Here is a 21,910-nt window from a genome sequence, read left to right as displayed (position 1 = left end):
GGCTTCTGCTTGGTATACGTATACAAGGAGCGCTGGATGACGCAGTCTCTTTTTTTTGGTATTCTTAGGTGAGATTGAGAACTTATATGAAATTTTAAGATTAGTGAATTCTAACATTTTGTCCAAAAAAATAGAGTATCAACATTGCAACATATCGCTACCCGATATCGTCTGTAATGTTGCAAGGAAGGGGGAGCCTTAGTGGTAGAGCAGGAACTCATCAGAGCCGCTCAACAGGGCGATCGCGACGCTCTAATCACCCTATTGCGTGAAATAGAAACACATGTGTACCGAACGGCCTACTATATTTTGAATAATGAACAGGACGCGCTGGATGCAGCTCAGGAGGCGCTAATCCGGGTCTATACGAAGATTAACTCCTATGAAGAGAAGGCGCAGTTTAAAACATGGGTTCAGCGCATCGTGACTAATATATGTATCGATAAGTTCCGTAGGAGTAAACCGACGGTTTCCATTGAAGAGCATGAGCTTGTTTTTCAAGGAAAAGAGAGTGTCGAGAGAGAAGTGATGTCAGGCTACATAGCCGAGGACATTCGCGAAGCGATCGATCAGCTGCCGGAACATCACCGTTCTGTTGTTGTTCTGAGATACTTGCAGGACTTTTCGTACAATGAAATCGCTGACTGCTTGAATTTGCCGCTCAATACGGTGAAATCCTATTTATTTAGAGCGCGGCAGCAGCTTCAGCACTTACTCCAAGATTATCAGAAAGGTGGTGTGTCAGGATGAAATGTTCGGAGGCGGTGGAATGGATGCATCGTTATTTAGACCATGACTTGAACGAAGAGGAAAGATCTCAATTGTTCGAGCATATTCGTAGCTGCAGAGATTGCGCCGAAGAATTTGAGATATTGAACAGGTTGAATTCCCGGTTGGAGCAGCTTCCCAAGGTGACTCCGAAGATCAGTCTGGTCGATTCGATTCTTCCTCAGCTTGAGGAGATTGACCGGGCACGCCGTGAGGAAGGCAGCGCTTCTGAAATGATTCCAGTTAGGGAGCCATTGGTTGCCAAGTCTGACGAATCGGCAAGTCGCAGCCGCCGGCAGAGTCCGTGGCGGAATCGTGCTTTCCGGTTCGGAACGATGGGCGTTACCGCGGCATTGGTGCTCGGTATATTCATATACAATTACCAACCCCGTACGATGTCGGATGCAGAGATGGTGGCCCAATCCCTATCCAGCAGCAACGATCAGGAACAATCCAGTGCAAATACAGACAGCCCCAATGCGGATGAAGGCATCAAGAGTGAATTGTCTCCACCGACAGGAGATCAGCCCGCAGAAGGTAGCTTGAATGATCAGGATAATGCAGCGAAGCCGGGCGGGGATGCCGGTAAAGGAGATGCGAATACTGCGGGTGATGGTGATGGTGATACCGCTATCGGTCAGGAGCGTAATGCTACTCCAAAGGCAAGTAAGCCAGATTCTGCTGGGGCTAAGGATGCCAAAGGGGGTAAGACGCCTGCTGTTACTAAGAGCGGTCAGACCGGAAATCAGCAGAAAGACGGCTCCAACCAGTCGAAACAGGGGCAAACACCAGCTTCAGGCGGTAACGCGACAGATCCCGCGGCTGATAGTAACTCAAGTAACAGAAGTTTCGACGGGGCTGTAGCGGATTCAGTAGAGGTCGGGGGCTTGGAGGATAACCGTTTCAAGGCAGATGTTAAGGGCATTATCGGGTTTATGGCCTTTGATCCATGGACTTCACCGGATGGAGGGTTCACCGTCGAAGTGAACGAGGGCCATCTCTACTTGTATCAGAATCATTCGGACAGCGGCGATAGCCGCAAGCTGATCGCGGATACAGAATTCGATGGCACCTGGGTACAGGGCAATTGGTCGGAGGATGGCACAGAATTTCAATATGAGATAGAGAAGGATGGGGTGACCTCCGCATATACGATGCAGACCAATGCGGATTCTGGCGCGGATGCATCTGAGAATACGGATCACGCCCCGAAAAATAAATGAGTCACCTTTTCATGAGATATGGAATAGGTTATATAGATTAGAGAGATAACTGACCCTGATCGTCGTATGACCGCCGGCGGAAAAGTTTCTAGAGCTTTTCAGCCCGCGTTTATATAGATGCTCTGGGACAAAGGGACCTGCATGCTGATTAAGCCGGGTCCCTTTGTTGCGTTTATGGAGAATGTCTCGGATGGATCGGACGAAGTTCGGGGCTTGGGATTGGTGCGGGAAATTCCGGCTTGGACTAGCGATGCTTTTCGGGATATGATATTAGTTGGATAAGGAGGGGGAAGCGGTGGATGTAAAGACTGCGATCAAAGAGATTAAACAAGGGAAAATTTCCCCTTTATATTTATGCTATGGTACAGAGAAGTACCAGATACAGCAGTTTATTGCCTTGCTGCAGGAGCAAGTGGTGGACCCGGATCAGCGGGATTTCGCGCTTGCCCATTTTGATTTGACGGAGACCCCGGTTGAGGTGGTCATTGAGGAAGCGGAGACCCCGCCCTTTCTGGCAGAGCGTAAGCTGATTATCGCCAAGGATTCGGCTTTGTTTACAGCTGGCAGAGACGGCAGTAAAATCGAGCATAAGGTTGAGACATTGCTGGACTATAGCAAGAATCCGGCTGAATATAGTGTGATTGTCTTTGTTGTGAACAGTGAGAAGCTCGATGAGCGCAAGAAGGTGGTCAAAGCGATAAAGAGTGCGGGGATAGCCCTCTCCTTCTTGCCGGTTAGCGGAGCTGAGCTTGTGCAATGGGTCGTCCGCGAGGTAGAGAGCCGGGGCAGCCGGATTGGTACAGATGCGGCCGAAGCGCTTATCGCTTCCGCTGGCGTGCAAATGTCCGCACTGGCGGTTGAAGTGGACAAGCTATGTCTGTATGCCGGCCCGGGCGGCAAGATCGAGCCAGCGACCGTGGAGCAATTGGTGGCGAGGAGCACGGAGCAGAATGTGTTCGTCATGGTCGAGAATATTGCTAATTTGAAGTTGGACAAGGCGCTGGACATATTTTACGAGCTGTTGAAGCAGCGTGAGGAGCCCATCAAAATTGCCGCGTTAATCGCCCGTCAGTTCCGAATTATGCTGCAGGTCAAGGATTTGGCCCGGCAGAGCTATTCCCAGCAGCAGATCGCTTCCCAGCTAAGCCTGCATCCCTATGCGGTGAAGATCGCTGGCGAGCAAGCGCGTAAATTCGATGCGGCTATGTTGCGCAGCATTTTGTCCGAGCTGGCTGAGCTCGATTACAAAATGAAGAGCGGACGCATCGACAAGGTGCTGGGCCTGGAGATGTTCCTGCTGAAGCTCGGGGCGTAGAGTGAATCGTAAAATGAATCTGCACATTTTGGAGCTCTAACGAAACTCCATAACGTTATTTCGGCGAAAACAGCACCAACTCAAATCTAACGAAACACCATATCGTTATTGGGATGAAATTCCGCCATTTCGCCCCTGATTTACTCTAATAGCGATATCCAGTTTCGTTAGATTTCCAAATCACTCCTTTTGACGCAAATAGCGATATGTAGTTTCGTTACACTCTCATATTTGCAGGAATTTCTCCCCAAGGCTCCCGAATCAAACTAAAAATGCATCCAAAAAGACCTGAACGATGATCGTTCAGGTCTCTTCAGGCTTCAGTTTATTAAAATGTCGCCTATTACGCTTGAGACGTAAGGGCGTTCAATTTTTTAGCCAAGCGCGATTTCTTGCGGGATGCTGCATTCTTGTGGATCAAGCCTTTAGTAACGGCTTTGTCCAATTTTTGGGTAGCAGCGGCGAAAGCGGCTTTAGCTGCTTCCACATCATTGTTCGCCAACGCAGTGTCGGCAGATTTAACTACAGTACGCAGTGCAGATTTTTGCGAAGCGTTAAGTTGGCGACGTTTGTCGTTAGTTTTAACACGTTTGATTGCGGATTTAATGTTTGGCATTGCATTCACCTCCTGTAAAGCATATATCAAGCCAGATGATTCACAACTTAAAATATTTTATCACGCGACCCGTCAAATTGCAATGAATTCATCTAAAGTGAATTAACAAAAGTGAACAAGATTCACTTTGCTTGCATAATCGCATTTCCTTTCCTGCACAATAACAGGTATAGGCAAGAGAGGAAAAGGAGGTCTGGATCTGATGAATCTGGATTTACGCAATTACGCGGTCAGAACTGATTTGGCCGTTGAATCGAAGGAAATAGCCGAGACTGTGCATGGCGGCCCGCTATCTGGGGTTCAGGAGCAGGTGGAGGAGCAGGACGGGATCAAGATTACCCGGCTCGATGTCACCGATGAGAATGCTTCACGCCAGCTCGGGAGAATGATGGGACATTATATTACGATAGAGGTACCGGGGCTGCGCAGCCATGATACCGATTTGCAGGAGAAGGTGTCCGCAGCCTTCGCGAAGGAGTTTGGTGAATTTCTCAATAAAATAGGCATCGCCGCTGGAGCCAAGGTGCTAATTGTCGGGCTGGGTAACTGGAATGTGACGCCGGATGCACTTGGGCCGCTAGTGGTCGAGAATGTGCTCGTTACCCGACATTTTTTCGAGCTGGCGAGGGATCAGGTTGCGCCTGGTTACAGAGAGGTCAGCGCCATCGCTCCGGGCGTATTGGGTCTTACCGGGATCGAGTCAAGCGAAGTGGTGCAGGGAATCGTGGAACGCACGAAGCCGGATCTGATCATCGCGATCGATGCGCTGGCCTCCAGATCGCTGGAGAGAGTGAATACGACGATTCAGATTGCTGATATCGGCATCCATCCGGGCTCGGGCATCGGCAATAAGCGGCGTGGGCTGACGCAAGAGATACTGGGGATTCCTTGTATTGCAATCGGTGTTCCTACGGTGTGCTATGCCTCGACGATCGTTAACAATGTGCTCGATTTGATGAAATCCCACTTCAATGCTGAGAGCGATAACGGGCAAGGTACGGAGACGAAGCAGATTATGGGACTGCTGAATGATCTGAGCGAAGGCGAGCGACTGGGACTCGTCAAGGAAGTTCTGGAGCCGCTAGGACATGATCTGATCGTTACACCGAAGGAAATCGACGAATTTATCGAGGATATCGCCAATGTGATCGCCAGCGGGCTCAACCTGTCGCTGCATGAAGCAATAACACCGGATAATGTCGCGAGCTATACTCATTGATATATCGATGGTAATCCCTCTCCCACTCCCTATAAATAAACCGTGAATACACGAGGTCCGCAAATCTAGCGGACTTCTTTTTATTTGTGAGAATTGCAGGTTCTATTCAATTGAATAGATTCATAGATTTGGAGTAAAGGAATGAACAGACCAACGGGCTAGGGAGGACGGAAGCATGAAATTCAAAGCGTGGAATATCGGAAAAATAAAACGAAGCATGATGCACATCCTGGCGATGGGACGAACCTTCTTGTTATTGTCGGTGCTGGCGGCCATATTTTTTGTATTGCTGGGTACTCTGGGCATCGCCGAGAAGAGCTTGAACACTTCCCCGGTATCTTCAATGAGGGGGCTTGCCGCCTCGTTATCGAGCCGATTCTTTATTGATATGGTAGGGATGGAGCTTCCCCATTCGGTGAATGAGAAGCAGTCGCCGGCATTCAATGGCAAGGAGGTGACGAACTTCGTATTTCAACTGCTCACGGATGTGAATCCTTCTGATCCGAAGAGCCTGATTGCCCGCGAGGTCCCTGGCCTCGGAGCAGACAGCCCGATCTTGCTGCGCAGCGGCTCCGATAATCATACTGCGACAGCTCCTGAGGATTATAGGCCCGGTGCAGGTGCGGATGGCAGCGCTCCGGACCATGAGGGAGAGGATAAGAGTCTCCCAGAGCCGGATTCACAGCATAAGGGAGGCAATCAGACAACACAGGACCAAGAGCCTTCTATTAAACCGGGCAATAAAAATATCGTGATGATCTATCATTCTCACCCACATGAATCATTTAATCCGTTACTTGGTACGGATGTGGCCAGTCCGAACTCTTCAGACGAGAGCAAGAATGTTGGATTTGTCGGCAAGCTGCTGGCCAGCGCGCTAGAGAAGAAGGGCGTAGCCACGCTGCACTCTTTTGTGAATTATCAGGCGACAGAGAGTGATTATAACTATTATCGTTCATATAAATATTCAAGAGAGACAGTTAAACAGGCGATGTCGGAGAATGGCAAGCTGCAATACTATTTCGATATTCATCGCGATTCCGCGCGCCATAAGAATACGACAGCGACGATAGATGGCGTCAATTATGCGCAGGTGTACTTCATTATCGGGCATAAGAATGAGAATTGGCGACAGAATGAGGAGTTTGCCAACTCGATTCATGAGCGGATGAAGAAGAGCTATCCGGGCATATCCCGTGGCGTATGGGGGAAAACTTCAGCGCAAGGCAATGGAGAATATAATCAGTCCCTGTCGCCTAACAGTATACTTATTGAAATTGGCGGTGTAGATAGTTCAGAGGAAGAACTGAATAATACGGCCAAAGTGCTGGCGGATATTATCGCTGATATTTATTGGGAGAGCCAGGCGACGGAGAAGGTGGATACGCTGGCGAAAGCCGGAAAGGAGCGTTAACCGAATGAGCAGAAAAATGAGGAGAGCGGTATTTTACATGGTTCTGCTTGCGGCTGGAGTGACTCTGGGGATGCAAATGGGCGAGCCAGGAACAAGCCCATCCGGAGCCTATAATCCGAGCTATGCCCAGGTGAATACCGGACATGGTGGAGTATGGTCGAATGGATATGAGTATGGCTCTACGGGAAATCAGCCGGCCTGGACGAACGGGAACGGGAGTCCCGGCTATCAAGGAATTGCCCCTGGCTACCCCGGTAATGGCTATTATATCGATCCCCAGTCTCAAGCAGGCTCTCCTCAGCATCAGCAGCAGCTTCCGGGAACGGGAGCTATGCCGACTCCAGGCCAGCTGCTCATGCCTCCGGCAGAAGCCCCGGCAGTGGACCAGATCGCCGATAAAACAGCTAATCTGCTGCAGCAAATGTCCAAACGGGGAATCCGCTGGTTCGCCTCCTGGTTCGGCACTGACAAGGAATAACAGCTGTTTATCCCCGCAGACAGCTTTGTTATAATAATACTAACTAAAAACACAAACTGTTATTGTTTGTTCCGGGGGTATTATAAAGTTGAAGAAGATTACGATGCAGCAGATCGCTGATCATTTGGGAGTATCCAAATTCGTTGTATCCAAGGCGCTATCCGGCAAAGGCGGGGTGAATGAGGCCACTAAGAATCGGGTGATTGAGGCGGCTTCACAGCTGGGTTATTTTGCCCAAAAGAATGCTTACATCAAAAATCAGGCAGATCCACATTCATATTCCGAGACAAGTAGCAGGCAATCGGTGATTGTGCTAATGCCTAATATACGATTTCAGACGAGAGAGTCTCTCTATTGGGGAAGAATTCTGGAGGGAATCTCCGGGGAGTTAGAACGGCGCGGGCTGGGAATGGTGATTATATCGGAGTCCCGGGTGGACAATATCCTTCATATTCTGAATCCTGGGGGGATCCTGGGGATGATCGGGGTTGGGCAGATCGATTCCTCCTTGCTGCTAGAGGTTCATCGTCTTGGGATTGCCACCGTATTGGTGGATCATGAGGACGCCTTGATTCCGACCGATACCGTGTTCGCGAACAATATGGATAGTATCGCCCGGCTGTGCACCCATTTGATTGGCCTTGGGCACAGGAAGCTCAGCTTCATCGGCGACTTATCCTTCTCGCGCAGCTTCCGTGATCGCTGGTTTGGATTTCGGGATGCAATGGAACGAAGCGGACTAGAGCCTCAGCAGATGGATGACCCTATGCTCTGTCTCAAAGGAGTCGAGTCCGGCGAATACGCTGAAGAGTTGACTGAATTGTTCAGATCTAAGCAGAGAGAGGACAAGCTCCCTTCAGCTTTGGTCTGTGCGAATGATTTGATTGCACTGCAGGTGATCGCCATACTGCAAGAGATTGACGTCTCTGTTCCAGAGCAGGTCTCGGTCTCGGGATTCGATAATATCGACGATGCGACGAGAGGTGCGATCTCGCTGACGACTGTAAATGTGCCCAAAGAGGCGATCGGCCGCCGGGCTGTGAAGAAGCTGATGGAGCGGATCGAGAACCCGGATATGACCATCGAGAAAATATTAATGTCCACCGAGCTGGTCCTCCGCGACTCGACCAAGGCTCCATCATCTTCCGTTAATTAGGCATCCATTGTATTTGCAGCAGGCTTCTGCTTGGCAAAGCGCTGTGACCAATAGCCAAGGCTCATGGTGCCTAGCAATAGCATGCCGGTAACCCAGAAGACCGTATGAATGCTCCAGATGCCGCTGATGGCACCGCCGACGAGCGGGCCAAGCATGCCGCCGAGCTGGTTGGCGGTCTGGTTCAGACTGAAGGCCCGGCCGCGGAAATCCGGATTGGTCGTGCGTACGACAAGGCCGTTCAGGGCAGGGAATACGGCGCAGAAGAAGCAGCCATACAGGAAGCGGATCGCCGAGAACCAGTAGATGTTATGAAACGGTATTTGCAGTAGGGTGCCGATTCCGCCGGCGAATAAGCCGATCAGCAATATTTTATGAAAACCGACTTTATCCGCATATTTGCCCCAGCGCGGAGCGAACAGGATACTGGCCACGCCGACCAGAGAGAAGACGATCCCGGATACGAGCGAAGCATCCTTGGCATTATGTCCAAGGTCTACGATATATAAGGACAGCACAGGTTCGATCGTCATGACGGAGAACTGCGTGCATAGCGACAAGATCAAAATAATAACGAGAGGGCGGTTATGCGCCGCCAGCTTGAAAGTATTCACAACCGAGCCCGAATCTTTACTCGGCACGAAGGACTCTTCTTTAACCATGAATATAATCAGAATCGTAGCCACGAAGCAGAGCACCCCGGCGCTGCCAAAGGCGATGCGGTTATCGAATAGTTTGGAGAGAATACCGCCAAGCATCGGGCCCATAATACTGCCGGTTGCTGTAGCTGTAGACATCATAGAGAGGGCGTAGCCCACCTTATGCTCCGGGGTATTCGTCCCAACCAAGGCTATGGAACCGGGAATGAAGCCGGACAACAGGCCTTGCAATATCCGCAGTCCAAGCAGCTGGTACTCGTTCGTGACGAATGCAGTCAGAAGATAGATGACGCATAAGACGAAGCCGGCACGAATGATCATCGGCTTGCGTCCATATTTGTCGCCTACGGCTCCCCAGAAGGGAGAGGAGATGGCCCCGGCCAGGAAGGCGCTGCTGAACAGCATGCCCGACCAGAGTTCGATGTTTTTGCTCACACCCAGATCGATCAGAAAGAGTGGCAAGAAGGGGATAACCATCGAGAAGCTTGATGATACAATAAAAGATCCGATCCATAATACTGATAAATTTTTCTTCCAAGTTTCCACTGTTCATCACTCCTGTTGACGATTGCTCAATAGAGTGACTGATGCCTGTTAAGGTTCCATTGAGAATCAGCATAGATTGTAGTCTCATACTCATCATGTCAGAAAACACATGCCAGGAATCATTTCCGCACAAATAGTCAGTCAGCTTCTATGATACTTCAATTGGAAAAATTAATCACCAGCTCGAATGAATTAGTAGTGAAAAACAAAAGAACAAGTGCCCCAGGTTGAGCTACCGGAGGCACTTGTTTCTTTTACTAGGTAGGGATTATATGAATTTACTTGATAAATTCCAGATTACGGTCGATTAATTGAATCCTCTGCTGTACACAGGCGTAAGAGCGGAGCGGATCTTCCGGTGTATTCATGCAATAGTCGAGCAGACGATCGATGGTAGTTGTAGCAACATGGATGCGGGTGTCAGAGGAAGCGTAATAGATGAACACTTCCCCATTCTCCTTGGCAATGACTCCGTTGCAGAAGACAACATTGGACACGTCGCCGACCCGTTCTTCACCCTGCGGTGCGATAAAATGCCCGCCTGGACGATGGGTGATCCGGTAGGGCTCCTGCAGATCGGAGAGAAACACGTATAACACGTATCTCAGCCCTGCTGCTGTGCCGCGTACCCCGTGAGCGATGTGCAACCAGCCTTTGTCTGTGCGGATCGGGGCTGGGCCCTGCCCGTTTTTGACTTCTTTAATGGTATGATAGCAACGCTCATCTATTATTAATTCCTCTTCGATGCAGGCCTGCTCGATCGATGCAGACAATCCCCAGCCGATGCCACCGCCGGAACCGGTACTGATGAAGCCATCCTGCGGGCGAGTATAGAAGGCGTATTTGCCATCGATGAATTCTGGATGAAGTACGACATTTCGCTGCTGCGGAGATTTGGATTTCAGATCGGCGAGACGTTCCCAGCTGACGAGATCCTTAGTGCGGGCGATGCCGCATTGCGCGACCGCGCTGGAGATGTCTCCGGCAGGGGCGTCAGGGTCTTTCCTCTCGGTGCAGAACAGGCCATATATCCAGCCATCCTCATGCTGTACAAGACGCATATCATAGACATTAGTGTCAGGCTCCTCCGTCTCAGGCATAACGACCGGGTGGTCCCAGAAGCGGAAATGGTCGATACCATTCTCGCTCTCAGCGACAGCGAAGAAGGATTTGCGGTCATAGCCTTCCACACGTGCCACCAGATAATATTTTCCATTAAGTAAAATAGCACCTGGATTAAGCACAGCATTAATGCCAAGTCTTTCCGCGAAGTAAGGATTCGTGGCCGGGTTGAAATCATATCTCCATATCAGTGGGGCATGCTCGGCGGTCAAAACCGGGTATTTATAACGGTCATAGATTCCATTTCCGTTGGGAAGCTTCTCATTCGAGCGACTGATCAACTGCTCATAATGCTCGGTGAGGGTTTGCTTGCGTTCTGCGAACAGGTTCATTTTCATTTCCTCCAGGTAAGTTATAGATGTTGGATGATGATGTTGATATTGATTTTGAGTCCGTGCATAATATTTCAGTCGTGCAGGCGTTTCAGCATTTCCATACAAGCTCTACTATTGTGATAGGGGCATTTCCACGGGCTGATCTTCGGCCCGCGCTGGAGCGGCGCTCCGTCCGGGCCTACTCCCCAATACCACTCGCCATAAGTATGGTCGACGATGTGTCTCTGGATAAAATCCCAGGAATGCCTGGAAGCCTGCTCGAATCTTCGTTCGCCTGTTAATTGATAGGCATTGAAGAAACCGACCATCGCTTCTGCCTGCGGCCACCAATCCTTATTCATATTGGTCAGTCCACTCGGTGCAGCCTCATTCCAGATACCGCCGTCTTTATCGACGCCATCGGTCAACACAGCATCGGCCATGGCCACCGCAATAGGTGTGACCTGCTCCACGAGTTCGCTGTCTTCGAGCGCTTCTGCGGCCTCGACGAGCAGCCAGCTGCCCTCGATATCATGGCCATATGAGATATGCTCGCCCTTCACCTTCCAGGCTTCATCAAAGAATAAGTGGAAGCGCGGGCCGCTAGAGTCGATAATATGCTCCAAAATAACTTGGATTAGCTCAGCCAGACTTATAGATAGCCCAGGAGATTTCCATGCCTTGTACAGGGTGGTATACGCTTCAAGGACATGGAGGTGGGTGTTCATCGATTTTTTCTCATTCAGATCCTTGCGGCTGAGACTCAGATTGTCCGTCTCTCTCCAGTCGCGGGTCAGCGCTTCGATATATCCCTTGTGAACGCTGTCATAACTGTGCTTCTGCAGCAGATTATAGGTTTCAATCGCTAGGTCGAGTGCTTCCTGCCGCTGGGTAGCCCGATAATATTCAGCCAAGCCGTAAATAGCAAAGGCCTGCCCATATACCTGCTTCTTGTCCTGAATCGGCCTGCCTTTATAGTCGAGCATCCAGTAGAAGCCGCCATACTCCTGATCCAGAAAGTGAGCAATCAGATACTCATAAGCCCGCTCTGCCATTGTGAGATATTGCGGTTGTTGCAAGGAACGGTATGCCGCTGCGAAGGACCATAGGATCCGCGCATTGAGGACAAGTCCCTTATCCGCCTCAGGAATTACCTGTAGAGGTTGACTAATCGCCCCGTAGAAGCCGCCGTGTGCAGAATCGATGCTCTTGTCGATCCAGAACTGCAGAATATTACTCTGAAGCTCTTGCTGTAACTCATTTCTCCAGCGCCCAGAATCCATCGTCGTTTGAACCTCCTTCTCTCGGAGTAATCAATGTCTTGTTAGTATTTGTTATATAATAAAATAACAAAATACAAATCATATATTCAATATAGTTCGAGTCTATATTTATTTCAAGAGCGATCCGGGCTGTTTTGTAAAAATTAATTCTGTATGTGCGATTGGTTGTCATAGTAGGCTGCATAGTTGTAAAAATACACTTATTTCCGTGAAATGGCGCTGTGTACTGGGGAATAGCTGCTTATGTGCAACTATCTTCTTCATATAAGCCTCTTTGGGGAGAAAACCATCTGAATAATTGTATAAAAGCAGTTATTTTCTCTAAAGAGGGTAAGAATGAGTAAAATAGTTGCAATATAGCACTTATGTTCCGTCCGGTCTGTGTACAATGCTCTCCCATACCCCCTCAGCCTCAACTCAGATCTAACGAAACACCATATCGCTATTTCGGTAAAAACCCGCTATTTCACCCCTTTTTTGCCGCAATAGCGATGCCCAGTTTCGTTAGATTCTGAAATCGCTCCTTTTGGTGCAAATAGCGATACGTAGGTTCGTTACAGCATAGTGCCGCAATAACCTGGGCATTTTCTGGAGTAATTTGTAGTAGTAGTGTATGAACGTGGGGCGGTGCGCTAGGTGTGCGATATATGTGCGTGCGAATATAGCTTAATCACTGTTAACTAATCAGGTATATAGAAATCGCCCTGCTGAGGCCAGATAAGCGGGATATACTTGGGCACGAATATGCTCAGATATGAACGGGGTAATTTAAACGAGGAGCAGGCAGCATACCGACTTCCTTAAATGTATAATTGCTGTCTGTCTCTGCAACTGATATAATGAATTGATTATACTCAAAAGGATTTTGTGGTGGGGGTAAGGATGACAGATATTAAGCTTCGACAACAAAAAATTCGTAATTTCAGTATCATTGCACATATAGACCATGGGAAATCGACATTAGCCGACCGGATTCTGGAATATACCGGTGCGCTCACCTCCCGCGAAATGCAGGAGCAGGTGCTCGATAAAATGGATCTGGAACGGGAACGCGGTATTACGATTAAGCTGCAGGCCGTTCGATTAGTTTACAAAGCGGATGACGGTGAGGAATATCTTCTCAACCTGATTGACACCCCGGGGCATGTGGATTTTACGTACGAAGTATCACGTAGCCTTGCGGCTTGTGAAGGCGCTCTGCTCGTAGTGGACGCTGCTCAAGGGATTGAGGCGCAGACGCTGGCTAATGTGTATCTGGCTCTGGATAATGATCTGGAAATATTGCCGGTCATCAATAAGATTGACTTGCCAAGTGCGGACCCGGAACGTGTGAAGGAAGAGATTGAGGAAGTGATCGGGCTCGATGCCAGTGAAGCTGTGCACGCTTCTGCGAAAGCAGGCATCGGGATTAAAGAGATTCTGGAGCAAGTAGTGCAGAAGGTACCGGCGCCGACAGGCGACCCGGATCAGCCGCTCAAGGCTCTGATCTTTGACTCTCATTATGATCCATATAAAGGTGTTATCGTCTATGTACGGGTGGTAGATGGTCATATCAAAGCAGGCTCCAAAATCAAAATGATGGCCACCGACAAAGTATTCGAGGTTATTGAGGTAGGGGCCTTCAAACCGCGCATGACCATTGTGGACGAACTGAACGTCGGCGATGTAGGCTTTATCGTGGCTGGCATCAAGCATGTGGGGGATACCCGAGTAGGGGATACGGTGACGGATGCGAAGAATCCTACAACAGAACCGCTGCCGGGCTATCGCAAAATCAATCCGATGGTATTCTGCGGTCTCTATCCGATCGAATCCTCGGACTATAATGATCTGCGTGAGGCGCTGGAGAAGCTACAGCTTAACGATGCTTCGCTCAGCTTCGAACCGGAGACATCGAGCGCTCTCGGATTTGGCTTCCGTTGCGGATTCCTCGGTCTCCTGCATATGGACGTTATCCAGGAACGGATTGAACGTGAATTCAATATTCCGTTAATTACGACGGCACCGAGTGTTATCTATCATGTCATGCTGACCAATGGCGAGCTGATTACAATCGACAACCCGTCTAATTATCCAGAGGTTGGCAAGATTGAATATGTAGAGGAGCCGTATGTGAAGGCAGGGATCATTGTACCGAATGATTTCGTCGGAACTGTGATGGAGCTTTGCCAGAACAAGCGTGGTGAATTCGTGAACATGGAGTATCTGGATACAACTCGCGTAACGATTACGTATCAGATTCCGCTCTCGGAAATCGTCTATGATTTCTTCGATCAATTGAAATCAAGCACGAAGGGCTATGCTTCCTTCGACTACGAAATTTCCGGTTACCGTAAGTCCAATCTGGTCAAGATGGATATTCTGCTTAATGGCGAACAGGTTGATGCGCTCTCCTTCATCGTTCACCGCGAGAAGGCTTACCATCGCGGACGGGTCATCTGCGAGAAGCTGCGTGAACTGATTCCGCGGCAGATGTTCGAGGTGCCGATCCAGGCTTCGGTAGGAACGAAGATTATCGCCCGCGAGACCGTCAAGGCGATGCGCAAGAACGTACTTGCCAAATGTTATGGCGGCGACATCTCGCGGAAGCGGAAGCTGCTCGAGAAGCAGAAGGAAGGCAAGAAGCGGATGAAGCAGGTCGGCAGTGTTGAAGTACCGCAGGAAGCATTTATGGCTGTACTCAAGATTGATGATAAATAGAAGAGATATCTTCATATTCAATAGGGGAAGCCTTCGGGCTTTCCTTTTGACTTATAATGTATATTTAAGGAGGCATTGCCGTGAACGACATGACAAATAATGAGGGAATGCCTGAACAGATCATTGAAGCAGGATCATCTGCTCCGAAGGCGATCTATATTCATATTCCCTTCTGTACGAATAAATGCTTCTACTGCGATTTCAATTCATATGTATTGAAGGATCAGCCGGTCATGGACTATTTACGGGCTTTGGACCACGAAATGGAGCTTACAGTTCGCGATGCTCCTCCAGGGGAAATTCGCAGCATCTTCGTCGGCGGGGGGACGCCTACCGTATTAAATCCACAGGAGATGGAATTTTTCCTCGCTTCAATACGCAAGCATTTCCCGAATTTTGCAGCAGATATTGAATTCTCCATGGAGGCCAACCCGGGTACGACCGATCTTGAGAAGCTGAAGGTGATGCATGAAGGCGGTGTAAACCGGGTTAGCTTCGGCGTCCAGGCGTTCCAGAATGAGCTGCTCTCGGGAATTGGCCGTATTCACAATACCGTCGATGTATATCGCAGCCTGGAGAATGCCCATAAGGCAGGACTGCATAATCTCTCGATCGATTTAATGTTCGGTCTGCCGAATCAGACCGTGGAAATGCTTGATTACAGCGTACAAAAAGCCCTTGAGCTGGATCTGCCTCATTACTCGATCTATAGTCTGAAGGTGGAAGAGAATACGCTATTCCATACGTTATATAAGAAAAATCAGCTTCCGCTTCCGGATGAAGAGGATGAGCTGAAGATGTACTTGCTGTTGATGCAACGAATGAAGGAAGCCGGATATAGGCAGTATGAAATCAGCAATTTTGCTAAACCGGGCTATGAGAGCCGTCATAATATCACTTATTGGCGAAATGAGGATTATTATGGGTTCGGTGCAGGAGCCCACGGCTATGTGGGCCATCAGCGCCATATGAATATCAAGGGCGTGAATCCTTACGTGGAAGCGGCGAGCTCAAGGCTCCCGCGTCTGGAGCAATTTGTCGTACCGCGCGAGGAAGCGATGGAGGACTTCATGATGGTCGGCCTTCGCATGCTGGACGGGATCCGTGATGCTGATTTCGAGGCTCAATTTGCCGTGAAGCTTGAGGACATGTTTGGCAGCCATTTACGCAAAATGCTGGAGGCCGGCTTACTTGAACGCCATGAGGATGGAGGCGGCTATCGCCTTAGCGAGAAAGGACTCTTGTTCGGTAACGAGGTGTTCGCCGAATTTATCGACACCCTCACGGAACCTAAATAAATATGAACTCGAATGAAGAACAAAGCTGTCGCCATTCCGGCGATATCCTTTGTTCTTTCATTATATACAGGACTAAAGTGTGCATTCGCACTAGCCTTAGTTCACCTATAGTTTCTCCCTCCCATAGCAGAACGAATTTTCTCTCTTGAAGTTTTATACGTCATGATGTATATTTATTCGTATTAAATATTGGAAATCAAGATGGAGATTGAGGGGGAGAGCTATGCCAGCCGTCGCGGTAAGCAGAAGAGCAACACTTAAGGATGTGGAGCAATTATACCTACTGATTGATGATTATGCACGCAAAGGAATCATGCTGCCGCGCTCTCGTAAAGCGCTGGAACGGCTGATCGATGATTTCGTAGTAACTGAGGTGGACGGAACGATCGTTGGCTGCGGATCACTATGCAAACTGGGCGATGAACTCGTGGAGATTCGCTCGCTCGGCATCGCTGAAGGCTACAAAGGGCAAGGGCTCGGCTCCATGCTGGTCAGACAGCTGGTAGAAGAGGCAAGAGCGCTAGGTATCCCGAAGGTGATGGCACTGACCTATGAGGTTTCCTTCTTTCTGAAGAGCGGCTTCGATGTTGTAGAGAAAAATATTTTCCCGGAGAAAGTATGGACGGATTGCGTGAATTGCGCCAAGCAGCATGCTTGTGATGAAATAGCTGTGCTCAAGATACTGGACTGACTTGACAATGGTCAGGTTGGTTTGGTATTTTTGTAATAGGGTTTAGCACTCGACCCGGTCGAGTGCTAACGACCGCATCAAAATCTTGGATCTAGGAGGGATATCCATGTTGACGGAACGCCAGAGAATGATATTGAATGCTATTGTAGATGACTATATTCGCTCGGCGGAGCCGGTGGGGTCCCGAAGCATCTCCAAACGCGGCGATGTCGGGTATAGTCCCGCTACGATCCGTAATGAGATGGCTGATCTTGAGGAGCTTGGTTTTCTGGAGCAGCCGCATACCTCGGCCGGACGTATCCCGTCCCATAAAGGTTATCGGTACTATGTGGATCATTTATCCCCATTAAATTTGCTTGCTCCTGAAGAAGTAGCTACAATGAAAATGTTCTTTGCGGAAAAACTAAATGCACTTGAACAGGTTATGCAGCATGCCGGAACGATTCTATCCCATATGACGAATTACACTTCCATCCTGCTTGGGCCGGAAGTTTTTCATACGTCTTTGCGGCATTTCCAACTGCTTCCGCTGAAGGATAATACGGCGGTAGCGATTATCGTGACGAGTACCGGACAGGTGGAGAACAAGACCGTAACGATTCCAGCCGGCGTCTCGATTTCGGAAATGGAGAAGGTCGTCAATTTACTGAATTACAAATTGACAGGAGTTCCAATCTACAAATTGAAATCCGCTCTGTACAATGAGCTTGGCCAGGAAATGCAGCGTTATGTTACGCATTTCGAGGAATTGATGAAGGTGCTGGATGAGGCCTTTGACAATGGTCAGGAGGGCCAGCGGCTAATCCTTAGCGGAGCGACCAACATGCTGACACAGCCCGAATTCAGGGATGTCGACAAGATTAAAGGCATTCTTGATCTGTTCGAGGAGACGCCGACATTAATGAAGATGCTGGCTACTGCTTCGGCAGGCACGGGAATTCAAGTGCGCATCGGTTCCGAGATTAATCATGATGCCTTCGCCAATTGCAGTCTGATTACAGCAACTTATGCGATTGAAGGCGAATCGGTTGGAACGATTGGTATTTTGGGACCAACTCGGATGGATTATGCTCGGGTGATACCGATTTTGGATATATTGTCCAAGAACTTAACCCAGTTTTTTACCAGAATGCATGAGAAATAATCATTAGTAAGGGAAAGTCAAGGAGGTGACATCTTGAAAGAACAACAGCCGGTTCAAGATAATATCAATATCGAGGAAGAATTGAATGGCGTGGATGTGAATCAAGATCATGGTCATGAGGCGGAGGAGCCGAAGGAACAACAGACTGAGAAAGCAGCGGAAGCAGCCGCTGAGGAGAATGCTAACGGTGAGCTGAAGAAGCTTCAGGCTGAATTGTTGGAGCAGCAGCAGCGGCTCTTGCGTGTCCAGGCTGATTATGATAATTTCCGGCGCCGTACGGTAAAAGAAAAGGAAGATCTGGCTAAATATGCTTCATCCAAGCTGATCTCCGAGCTGCTTCCTGTTATTGATAACTTCGAGAGAGCCTTGAGCACAGTTAGTGATAACGAGGAGGTCGCGGCGTACGCCAAAGGCGTCGAGATGATCATCCGCCAGTTCGAGACTGTGCTGCAGGCTGAGGGTCTCGTGAAGATGGAGACTGTCGGCGAAGTGTTTAATCCTGAATTCCATCAAGCGATCATGCAGGTGGAATCGGATGAATACGAGGAAGGTATCGTCGTTGAGGAAGTTCAAAGAGGGTATCTTCTTAAAGATAAGGTGCTCCGGCCAGCTATGGTTAAAGTCAGCGGCTAAATCGGCAACAGCATTATAACAGCGAAGCTGTAGTCGCTAACAAATTTGTAATTTACGATTTGAACTTTTTAAGGAGGAAGTATCTCTATGAGTAAAGTTATTGGTATTGACCTTGGTACAACAAACTCTTGCGTGGCGGTAATGGAAGGCGGCGAAGCTGTTGTCATTCCTAACCCGGAAGGCGCACGCACTACCCCTTCGGTAGTTGGATTTAAGAAGGATGGCGAACGGATCGTCGGTGAAACAGCAAAACGTCAAGCGATCACCAATCCGGACCGCACGATTATTTCGATCAAAAGACATATGGGTTCGAACCATAAAGAGACGATTGATGGCAAAGACTACACTCCACAAGAAATCTCGGCTATCATTCTGCAGAAGCTGAAATCCGATGCTGAGGCTTATCTTGGACAAACGGTAGCCCAAGCGGTTATCACGGTTCCAGCATATTTTAACGATAGCCAGCGTCAAGCGACGAAGGATGCCGGTAAAATTGCCGGTCTTGAAGTGCTCCGTATTGTCAACGAACCTACAGCAGCTGCGCTTGCTTATGGTATGGAGAAATCGGAAGATCAAACGATCCTCGTCTATGACCTGGGCGGCGGTACGTTTGACGTATCCATCCTTGAGCTTGGCGACGGCTTCTTCGAAGTTAAAGCGACGAGCGGCGACAACAGTCTGGGCGGCGACGACTTTGACCAGAAGATTATCGATTATCTGGTTGCAGAATTCAAGAAAGATCAAGGCATCGACCTGAGCAAGGACAAAGCTGCAGTGCAACGTCTGAAGGATGCTGCTGAGAAGGCGAAAAAGGAATTGTCCGGCGTACTTACGACGACGATCTCCCTGCCGTTCATCACGGTCGTTGATGGCGTGCCACAACACTTGGAGCTGAACCTGACTCGTGCCAAGTTCGAAGAATTGACTGAAGACCTCGTTGAACGTACGATGGGCCCAACTCGCCGTGCGCTTAGCGATGCTGGCTTGACGCCTGCGGATATCGACAAAGTCGTTCTTGTCGGTGGTTCGACTCGTATTCCTGCCGTACAAGAAGCGATCAAGAAAGTTACCGGCAAAGAGCCTCATAAAGGTGTTAACCCGGACGAAGTAGTAGCCCTCGGTGCTGCCGTTCAAGCAGGCGTATTGACTGGTGATGTGAAGGACGTTGTATTGCTTGACGTTACTCCGCTTTCCCTTGGGATTGAAACGGCTGGCGGCGTGTTTACGAAGATGATCGAACGCAACACGACGATTCCAACCAGTAAATCACAAATTTTCTCGACTTATGCCGATAACCAACCGAGCGTAGAAATTCACGTACTGCAAGGGGAGCGTGAAATGGCCGCTGGTAACAAGACGCTGGGCCGCTTCATGCTGGGCGATATTCCACTCGCTCCACGCGGTGTGCCACAAATCGAAGTTACCTTCGACATCGATGCCAACGGTATCGTGAATGTATCGGCAACCGATAAAGGCACTGGCAAGACTCAGAAGATCACGATTACTTCCTCCAGCGGCTTGAACGATGAAGAAATCGACCGCATGATGAAGGATGCAGAATTGCATGCTGAGGAAGACAAGAAGCGTAAAGAGTTGGTTGAAGCGAAGAACGCGGCTGACCAATTGATCTATAGCGTTGATAAGACGATTAAAGAGCTCGGCGATAAAGTCGAGGCCGCTGAGAAGGATAAAGCAGAAGCTGCTAAGGAAGAACTGAAGAAGGCAGTGGAAAGCGATGATATCGACACGATCAAGGCTGCTACTGAGAAATTGACGGAAATCGTTCAACAGCTCTCCGTGAAGCTGTATGAGCAAGCACAAGCGCAAGCAGGTGCCGATGCGAATGCAGGGCAAGCTGACGGTGCAGCAAAGAAGGACAATGTCGTTGATGCAGATTACGAAGTAGTGGATGAAGATAAGCAGTAAAATAACGCCTGCTCATAGGTCAATTTTGATATGAAATAGGCTTTGGTGAATGGGAAGGTCAAAGTGTCGGGCATTTGACGCGCTTTGACTTTCCTTTTGCCGGATTAAGGGAAGGATTTACTTTCGGCACGCCAATCAAGCGATAACGGGGGTGGAAGGATGGCTGAGAAGCGAGATTATTATGAAGTGCTTGGTGTCTCCAAGGGCGCCAATGAGGATGAGATCAAGAAGGCATATCGCAAGCTGGCGCGCCAATATCATCCGGACGTGAACAAGGCGAGCGATGCGGAGGATAAATTTAAAGAGGTCAAGGAAGCTTACGATGTTCTGAGTGATAGTGGCAAACGGGCACGCTATGACCAATACGGACATGTCGATCCGAACCAGGGTATGGGCGGCGGCTTCCAAGGGGGCGACTTCAGCGGCTTCGGCGATATCTTCGATATGTTCTTCGGTGGCGGTGGCCGCCGTGATCCGAATGCACCGCAGCGTGGGAGCGATCTGCAATATAATTTAACGATTGAATTCAAGGAAGCGGTCTTCGGAAAAGAGATGGATATTCGCATCCCTAGAACGGAGAGCTGCGACACCTGCTTCGGCTCTGGAGCCAAACCAGGAACCAAGCCGGAGACCTGCTCCGTCTGTCACGGCAGCGGCCAGCAGGAAGTTGTGCAGAATACGCCGTTTGGCCGTATGGTCAATCGTCGTGCTTGCAGCAACTGCGGCGGTAAGGGCAAGATCATCAAGGAGAAATGCACAACCTGTGGCGGCAACGGTCAGGTGAAGAAGCAGCGCAAGATTCACATCCGCATTCCTGCGGGGGTGGATGACGGTTCACAAATGCGCATGGCCGGTGAAGGGGAAGGCGGACTTCGCGGAGGCCCTGCGGGTGATCTGTACATTGTCATTCATGTGAAATCGCATGATTTCTTTGAGCGTGAGGGCGACGATATCTATTGCGAAGTCCCGCTTACATTTGCTCAGGCGGCGCTGGGTGACGAGATTGAGATTCCGACGCTGAGCGAGAAGGTCAAGCTGAAGATTCCTGCTGGTACGCAAACCGGTACCTTCTTCCGCTTGAAAGGCAAGGGTGTGCCTAAATTACGGGGAGTTGGCCAGGGCGACCAGCATGTCAAAGTGGTGGTCATTACCCCTAGCAAGCTGAGCGATGAGCAGAAGGAGCTATTGCGTCAATTCGCCTCACTTAGCGGGGAGCAAACCCATGAGAATGAGCAATCATTTTTTGACCGCATGAAGAAGGCATTTCGTGGAGACTGATCCGTTTCTATAAAAGATAAAGAGGATATTCCCTATGAACCAGATCTATGGTGATGGGGGGATATCCTCTTTTTTAGATTCGTTCCAAGCAAAAAGGCCAAGCTCGGGCAGAAACATATCCCGAACTCGA

Annotated in this window: 18 protein-coding genes; 14 read left to right on the top strand and 4 right to left on the bottom strand. The window is 49.4% G+C overall.

Going from position 1 to position 21,910, the window contains the following annotated elements; all coding sequences use genetic code 11:
• The first annotated feature begins 201 nt into the window (after positions 1-201).
• The 3 genes from BFJ94_RS11110 (at position 202) to holA (ending at position 3,306) form a co-directional block, all read left to right on the top strand.
• Positions 202-750 carry an RNA polymerase sigma factor gene (locus BFJ94_RS11110; protein ID WP_120462733.1) on the top strand — a complete coding sequence of 183 codons (549 nt, stop codon included), beginning with the start codon at positions 202-204 and terminating at the stop codon, positions 748-750.
• Positions 747-1,991, top strand: a complete 1,245-nt coding sequence (locus tag BFJ94_RS11105; RefSeq protein ID WP_120462732.1) for an anti-sigma factor family protein — start codon at positions 747-749, stop codon at positions 1,989-1,991. Before BFJ94_RS11110 ends, BFJ94_RS11105 begins: the two co-directional genes overlap by 4 nt.
• 295 nt (positions 1,992-2,286) lie before the next feature.
• The gene (gene holA / locus BFJ94_RS11100) at positions 2,287-3,306 is read left to right on the top strand and encodes a DNA polymerase III subunit delta (RefSeq protein WP_120462731.1); all 1,020 of its coding nucleotides are present in this window, start codon (positions 2,287-2,289) and stop codon (positions 3,304-3,306) included.
• Positions 3,307-3,649: 343 nt separating this feature from the next.
• Here the strand turns inward: holA and rpsT are convergent, their stop codons facing one another.
• Positions 3,650-3,922 carry a 30S ribosomal protein S20 gene (gene rpsT / locus BFJ94_RS11095; protein WP_120462730.1) on the bottom strand — a complete coding sequence of 91 codons (273 nt, stop codon included), beginning with the start codon at positions 3,920-3,922 and terminating at the stop codon, positions 3,650-3,652.
• A 202-nt stretch (positions 3,923-4,124) separates the two neighbouring features.
• On the opposite strand from rpsT, the gene gpr reads away from it, so the two are divergent.
• From gpr to BFJ94_RS11075, 4 genes are all read left to right on the top strand, one after another.
• Positions 4,125-5,141: a GPR endopeptidase gene (gene gpr, locus BFJ94_RS11090; RefSeq protein WP_120462729.1), complete on the top strand. Its 1,017-nt coding sequence runs from the start codon at positions 4,125-4,127 to the stop codon at positions 5,139-5,141.
• Positions 5,142-5,316: 175 nt separating this feature from the next.
• Positions 5,317-6,555 (top strand): stage II sporulation protein P, encoded by a 1,239-nt coding sequence (locus tag BFJ94_RS11085; RefSeq protein ID WP_120462728.1) that lies wholly within the window; start codon positions 5,317-5,319, stop codon positions 6,553-6,555.
• Positions 6,556-6,559: 4 nt separating this feature from the next.
• Complete coding sequence (locus BFJ94_RS11080) at positions 6,560-7,033, top strand: hypothetical protein (RefSeq protein WP_162944240.1); 474 nt, start codon at positions 6,560-6,562, stop codon at positions 7,031-7,033.
• Between the two features lie 88 nt (positions 7,034-7,121).
• On the top strand, positions 7,122-8,189 hold the full coding sequence (locus BFJ94_RS11075; protein WP_229716776.1) for a LacI family DNA-binding transcriptional regulator: 1,068 nt from the start codon (positions 7,122-7,124) through the stop codon (positions 8,187-8,189).
• Here BFJ94_RS11075 and BFJ94_RS11070 read toward each other — a convergent pair.
• From BFJ94_RS11070 to BFJ94_RS11060, 3 genes are all read right to left on the bottom strand, one after another.
• The gene (locus BFJ94_RS11070; RefSeq protein ID WP_120462726.1) at positions 8,186-9,391 is read right to left on the bottom strand and encodes an MFS transporter; all 1,206 of its coding nucleotides are present in this window, start codon (positions 9,389-9,391) and stop codon (positions 8,186-8,188) included. The genes BFJ94_RS11075 and BFJ94_RS11070 overlap by 4 nt on opposite strands.
• Before the next feature lie 278 nt (positions 9,392-9,669).
• A complete protein-coding gene (locus BFJ94_RS11065; RefSeq protein WP_120462725.1) occupies positions 9,670-10,845 on the bottom strand; it encodes a glycoside hydrolase family 130 protein in 1,176 nt (391 codons plus the stop codon).
• A gap of 74 nt (positions 10,846-10,919) precedes the next feature.
• Positions 10,920-12,110, bottom strand: a complete 1,191-nt coding sequence (locus tag BFJ94_RS11060; RefSeq protein ID WP_120462724.1) for an AGE family epimerase/isomerase — start codon at positions 12,108-12,110, stop codon at positions 10,920-10,922.
• A gap of 882 nt (positions 12,111-12,992) precedes the next feature.
• On the opposite strand from BFJ94_RS11060, the gene lepA reads away from it, so the two are divergent.
• The 7 genes from lepA to dnaJ all read left to right on the top strand — a co-directional run bounded on the left by lepA (position 12,993) and on the right by dnaJ (position 21,780).
• The gene (gene lepA, locus BFJ94_RS11055) at positions 12,993-14,810 is read left to right on the top strand and encodes a translation elongation factor 4 (RefSeq protein WP_120462723.1); all 1,818 of its coding nucleotides are present in this window, start codon (positions 12,993-12,995) and stop codon (positions 14,808-14,810) included.
• Between the two features lie 89 nt (positions 14,811-14,899).
• Positions 14,900-16,108: a radical SAM family heme chaperone HemW gene (gene hemW / locus BFJ94_RS11050; protein ID WP_229716786.1), complete on the top strand. Its 1,209-nt coding sequence runs from the start codon at positions 14,900-14,902 to the stop codon at positions 16,106-16,108.
• A gap of 223 nt (positions 16,109-16,331) precedes the next feature.
• Complete coding sequence (locus BFJ94_RS11045) at positions 16,332-16,799, top strand: N-acetyltransferase (RefSeq protein ID WP_120462722.1); 468 nt, start codon at positions 16,332-16,334, stop codon at positions 16,797-16,799.
• 106 nt (positions 16,800-16,905) lie between these two features.
• Positions 16,906-17,943: a heat-inducible transcriptional repressor HrcA gene (gene hrcA / locus BFJ94_RS11040; RefSeq protein WP_120462721.1), complete on the top strand. Its 1,038-nt coding sequence runs from the start codon at positions 16,906-16,908 to the stop codon at positions 17,941-17,943.
• Between the two features lie 33 nt (positions 17,944-17,976).
• Positions 17,977-18,576 (top strand): nucleotide exchange factor GrpE, encoded by a 600-nt coding sequence (gene grpE, locus BFJ94_RS11035; protein WP_120462720.1) that lies wholly within the window; start codon positions 17,977-17,979, stop codon positions 18,574-18,576.
• Positions 18,577-18,663: 87 nt separating this feature from the next.
• A complete protein-coding gene (gene dnaK, locus BFJ94_RS11030) occupies positions 18,664-20,502 on the top strand; it encodes a molecular chaperone DnaK (RefSeq protein ID WP_120462719.1) in 1,839 nt (612 codons plus the stop codon).
• Positions 20,503-20,661: 159 nt separating this feature from the next.
• Positions 20,662-21,780: a molecular chaperone DnaJ gene (gene dnaJ / locus BFJ94_RS11025; RefSeq protein ID WP_120462718.1), complete on the top strand. Its 1,119-nt coding sequence runs from the start codon at positions 20,662-20,664 to the stop codon at positions 21,778-21,780.
• Positions 21,781-21,910 lie beyond the last annotated feature (130 nt).

The sequence above is a fragment of the Paenibacillus aceti genome (assembly GCF_003614185.1).
GTDB classification, from domain to species: Bacteria; Bacillota; Bacilli; order Paenibacillales; family Paenibacillaceae; genus Fontibacillus; species Fontibacillus aceti.
This window is presented reverse-complemented; position numbering and strand designations above follow the sequence as displayed.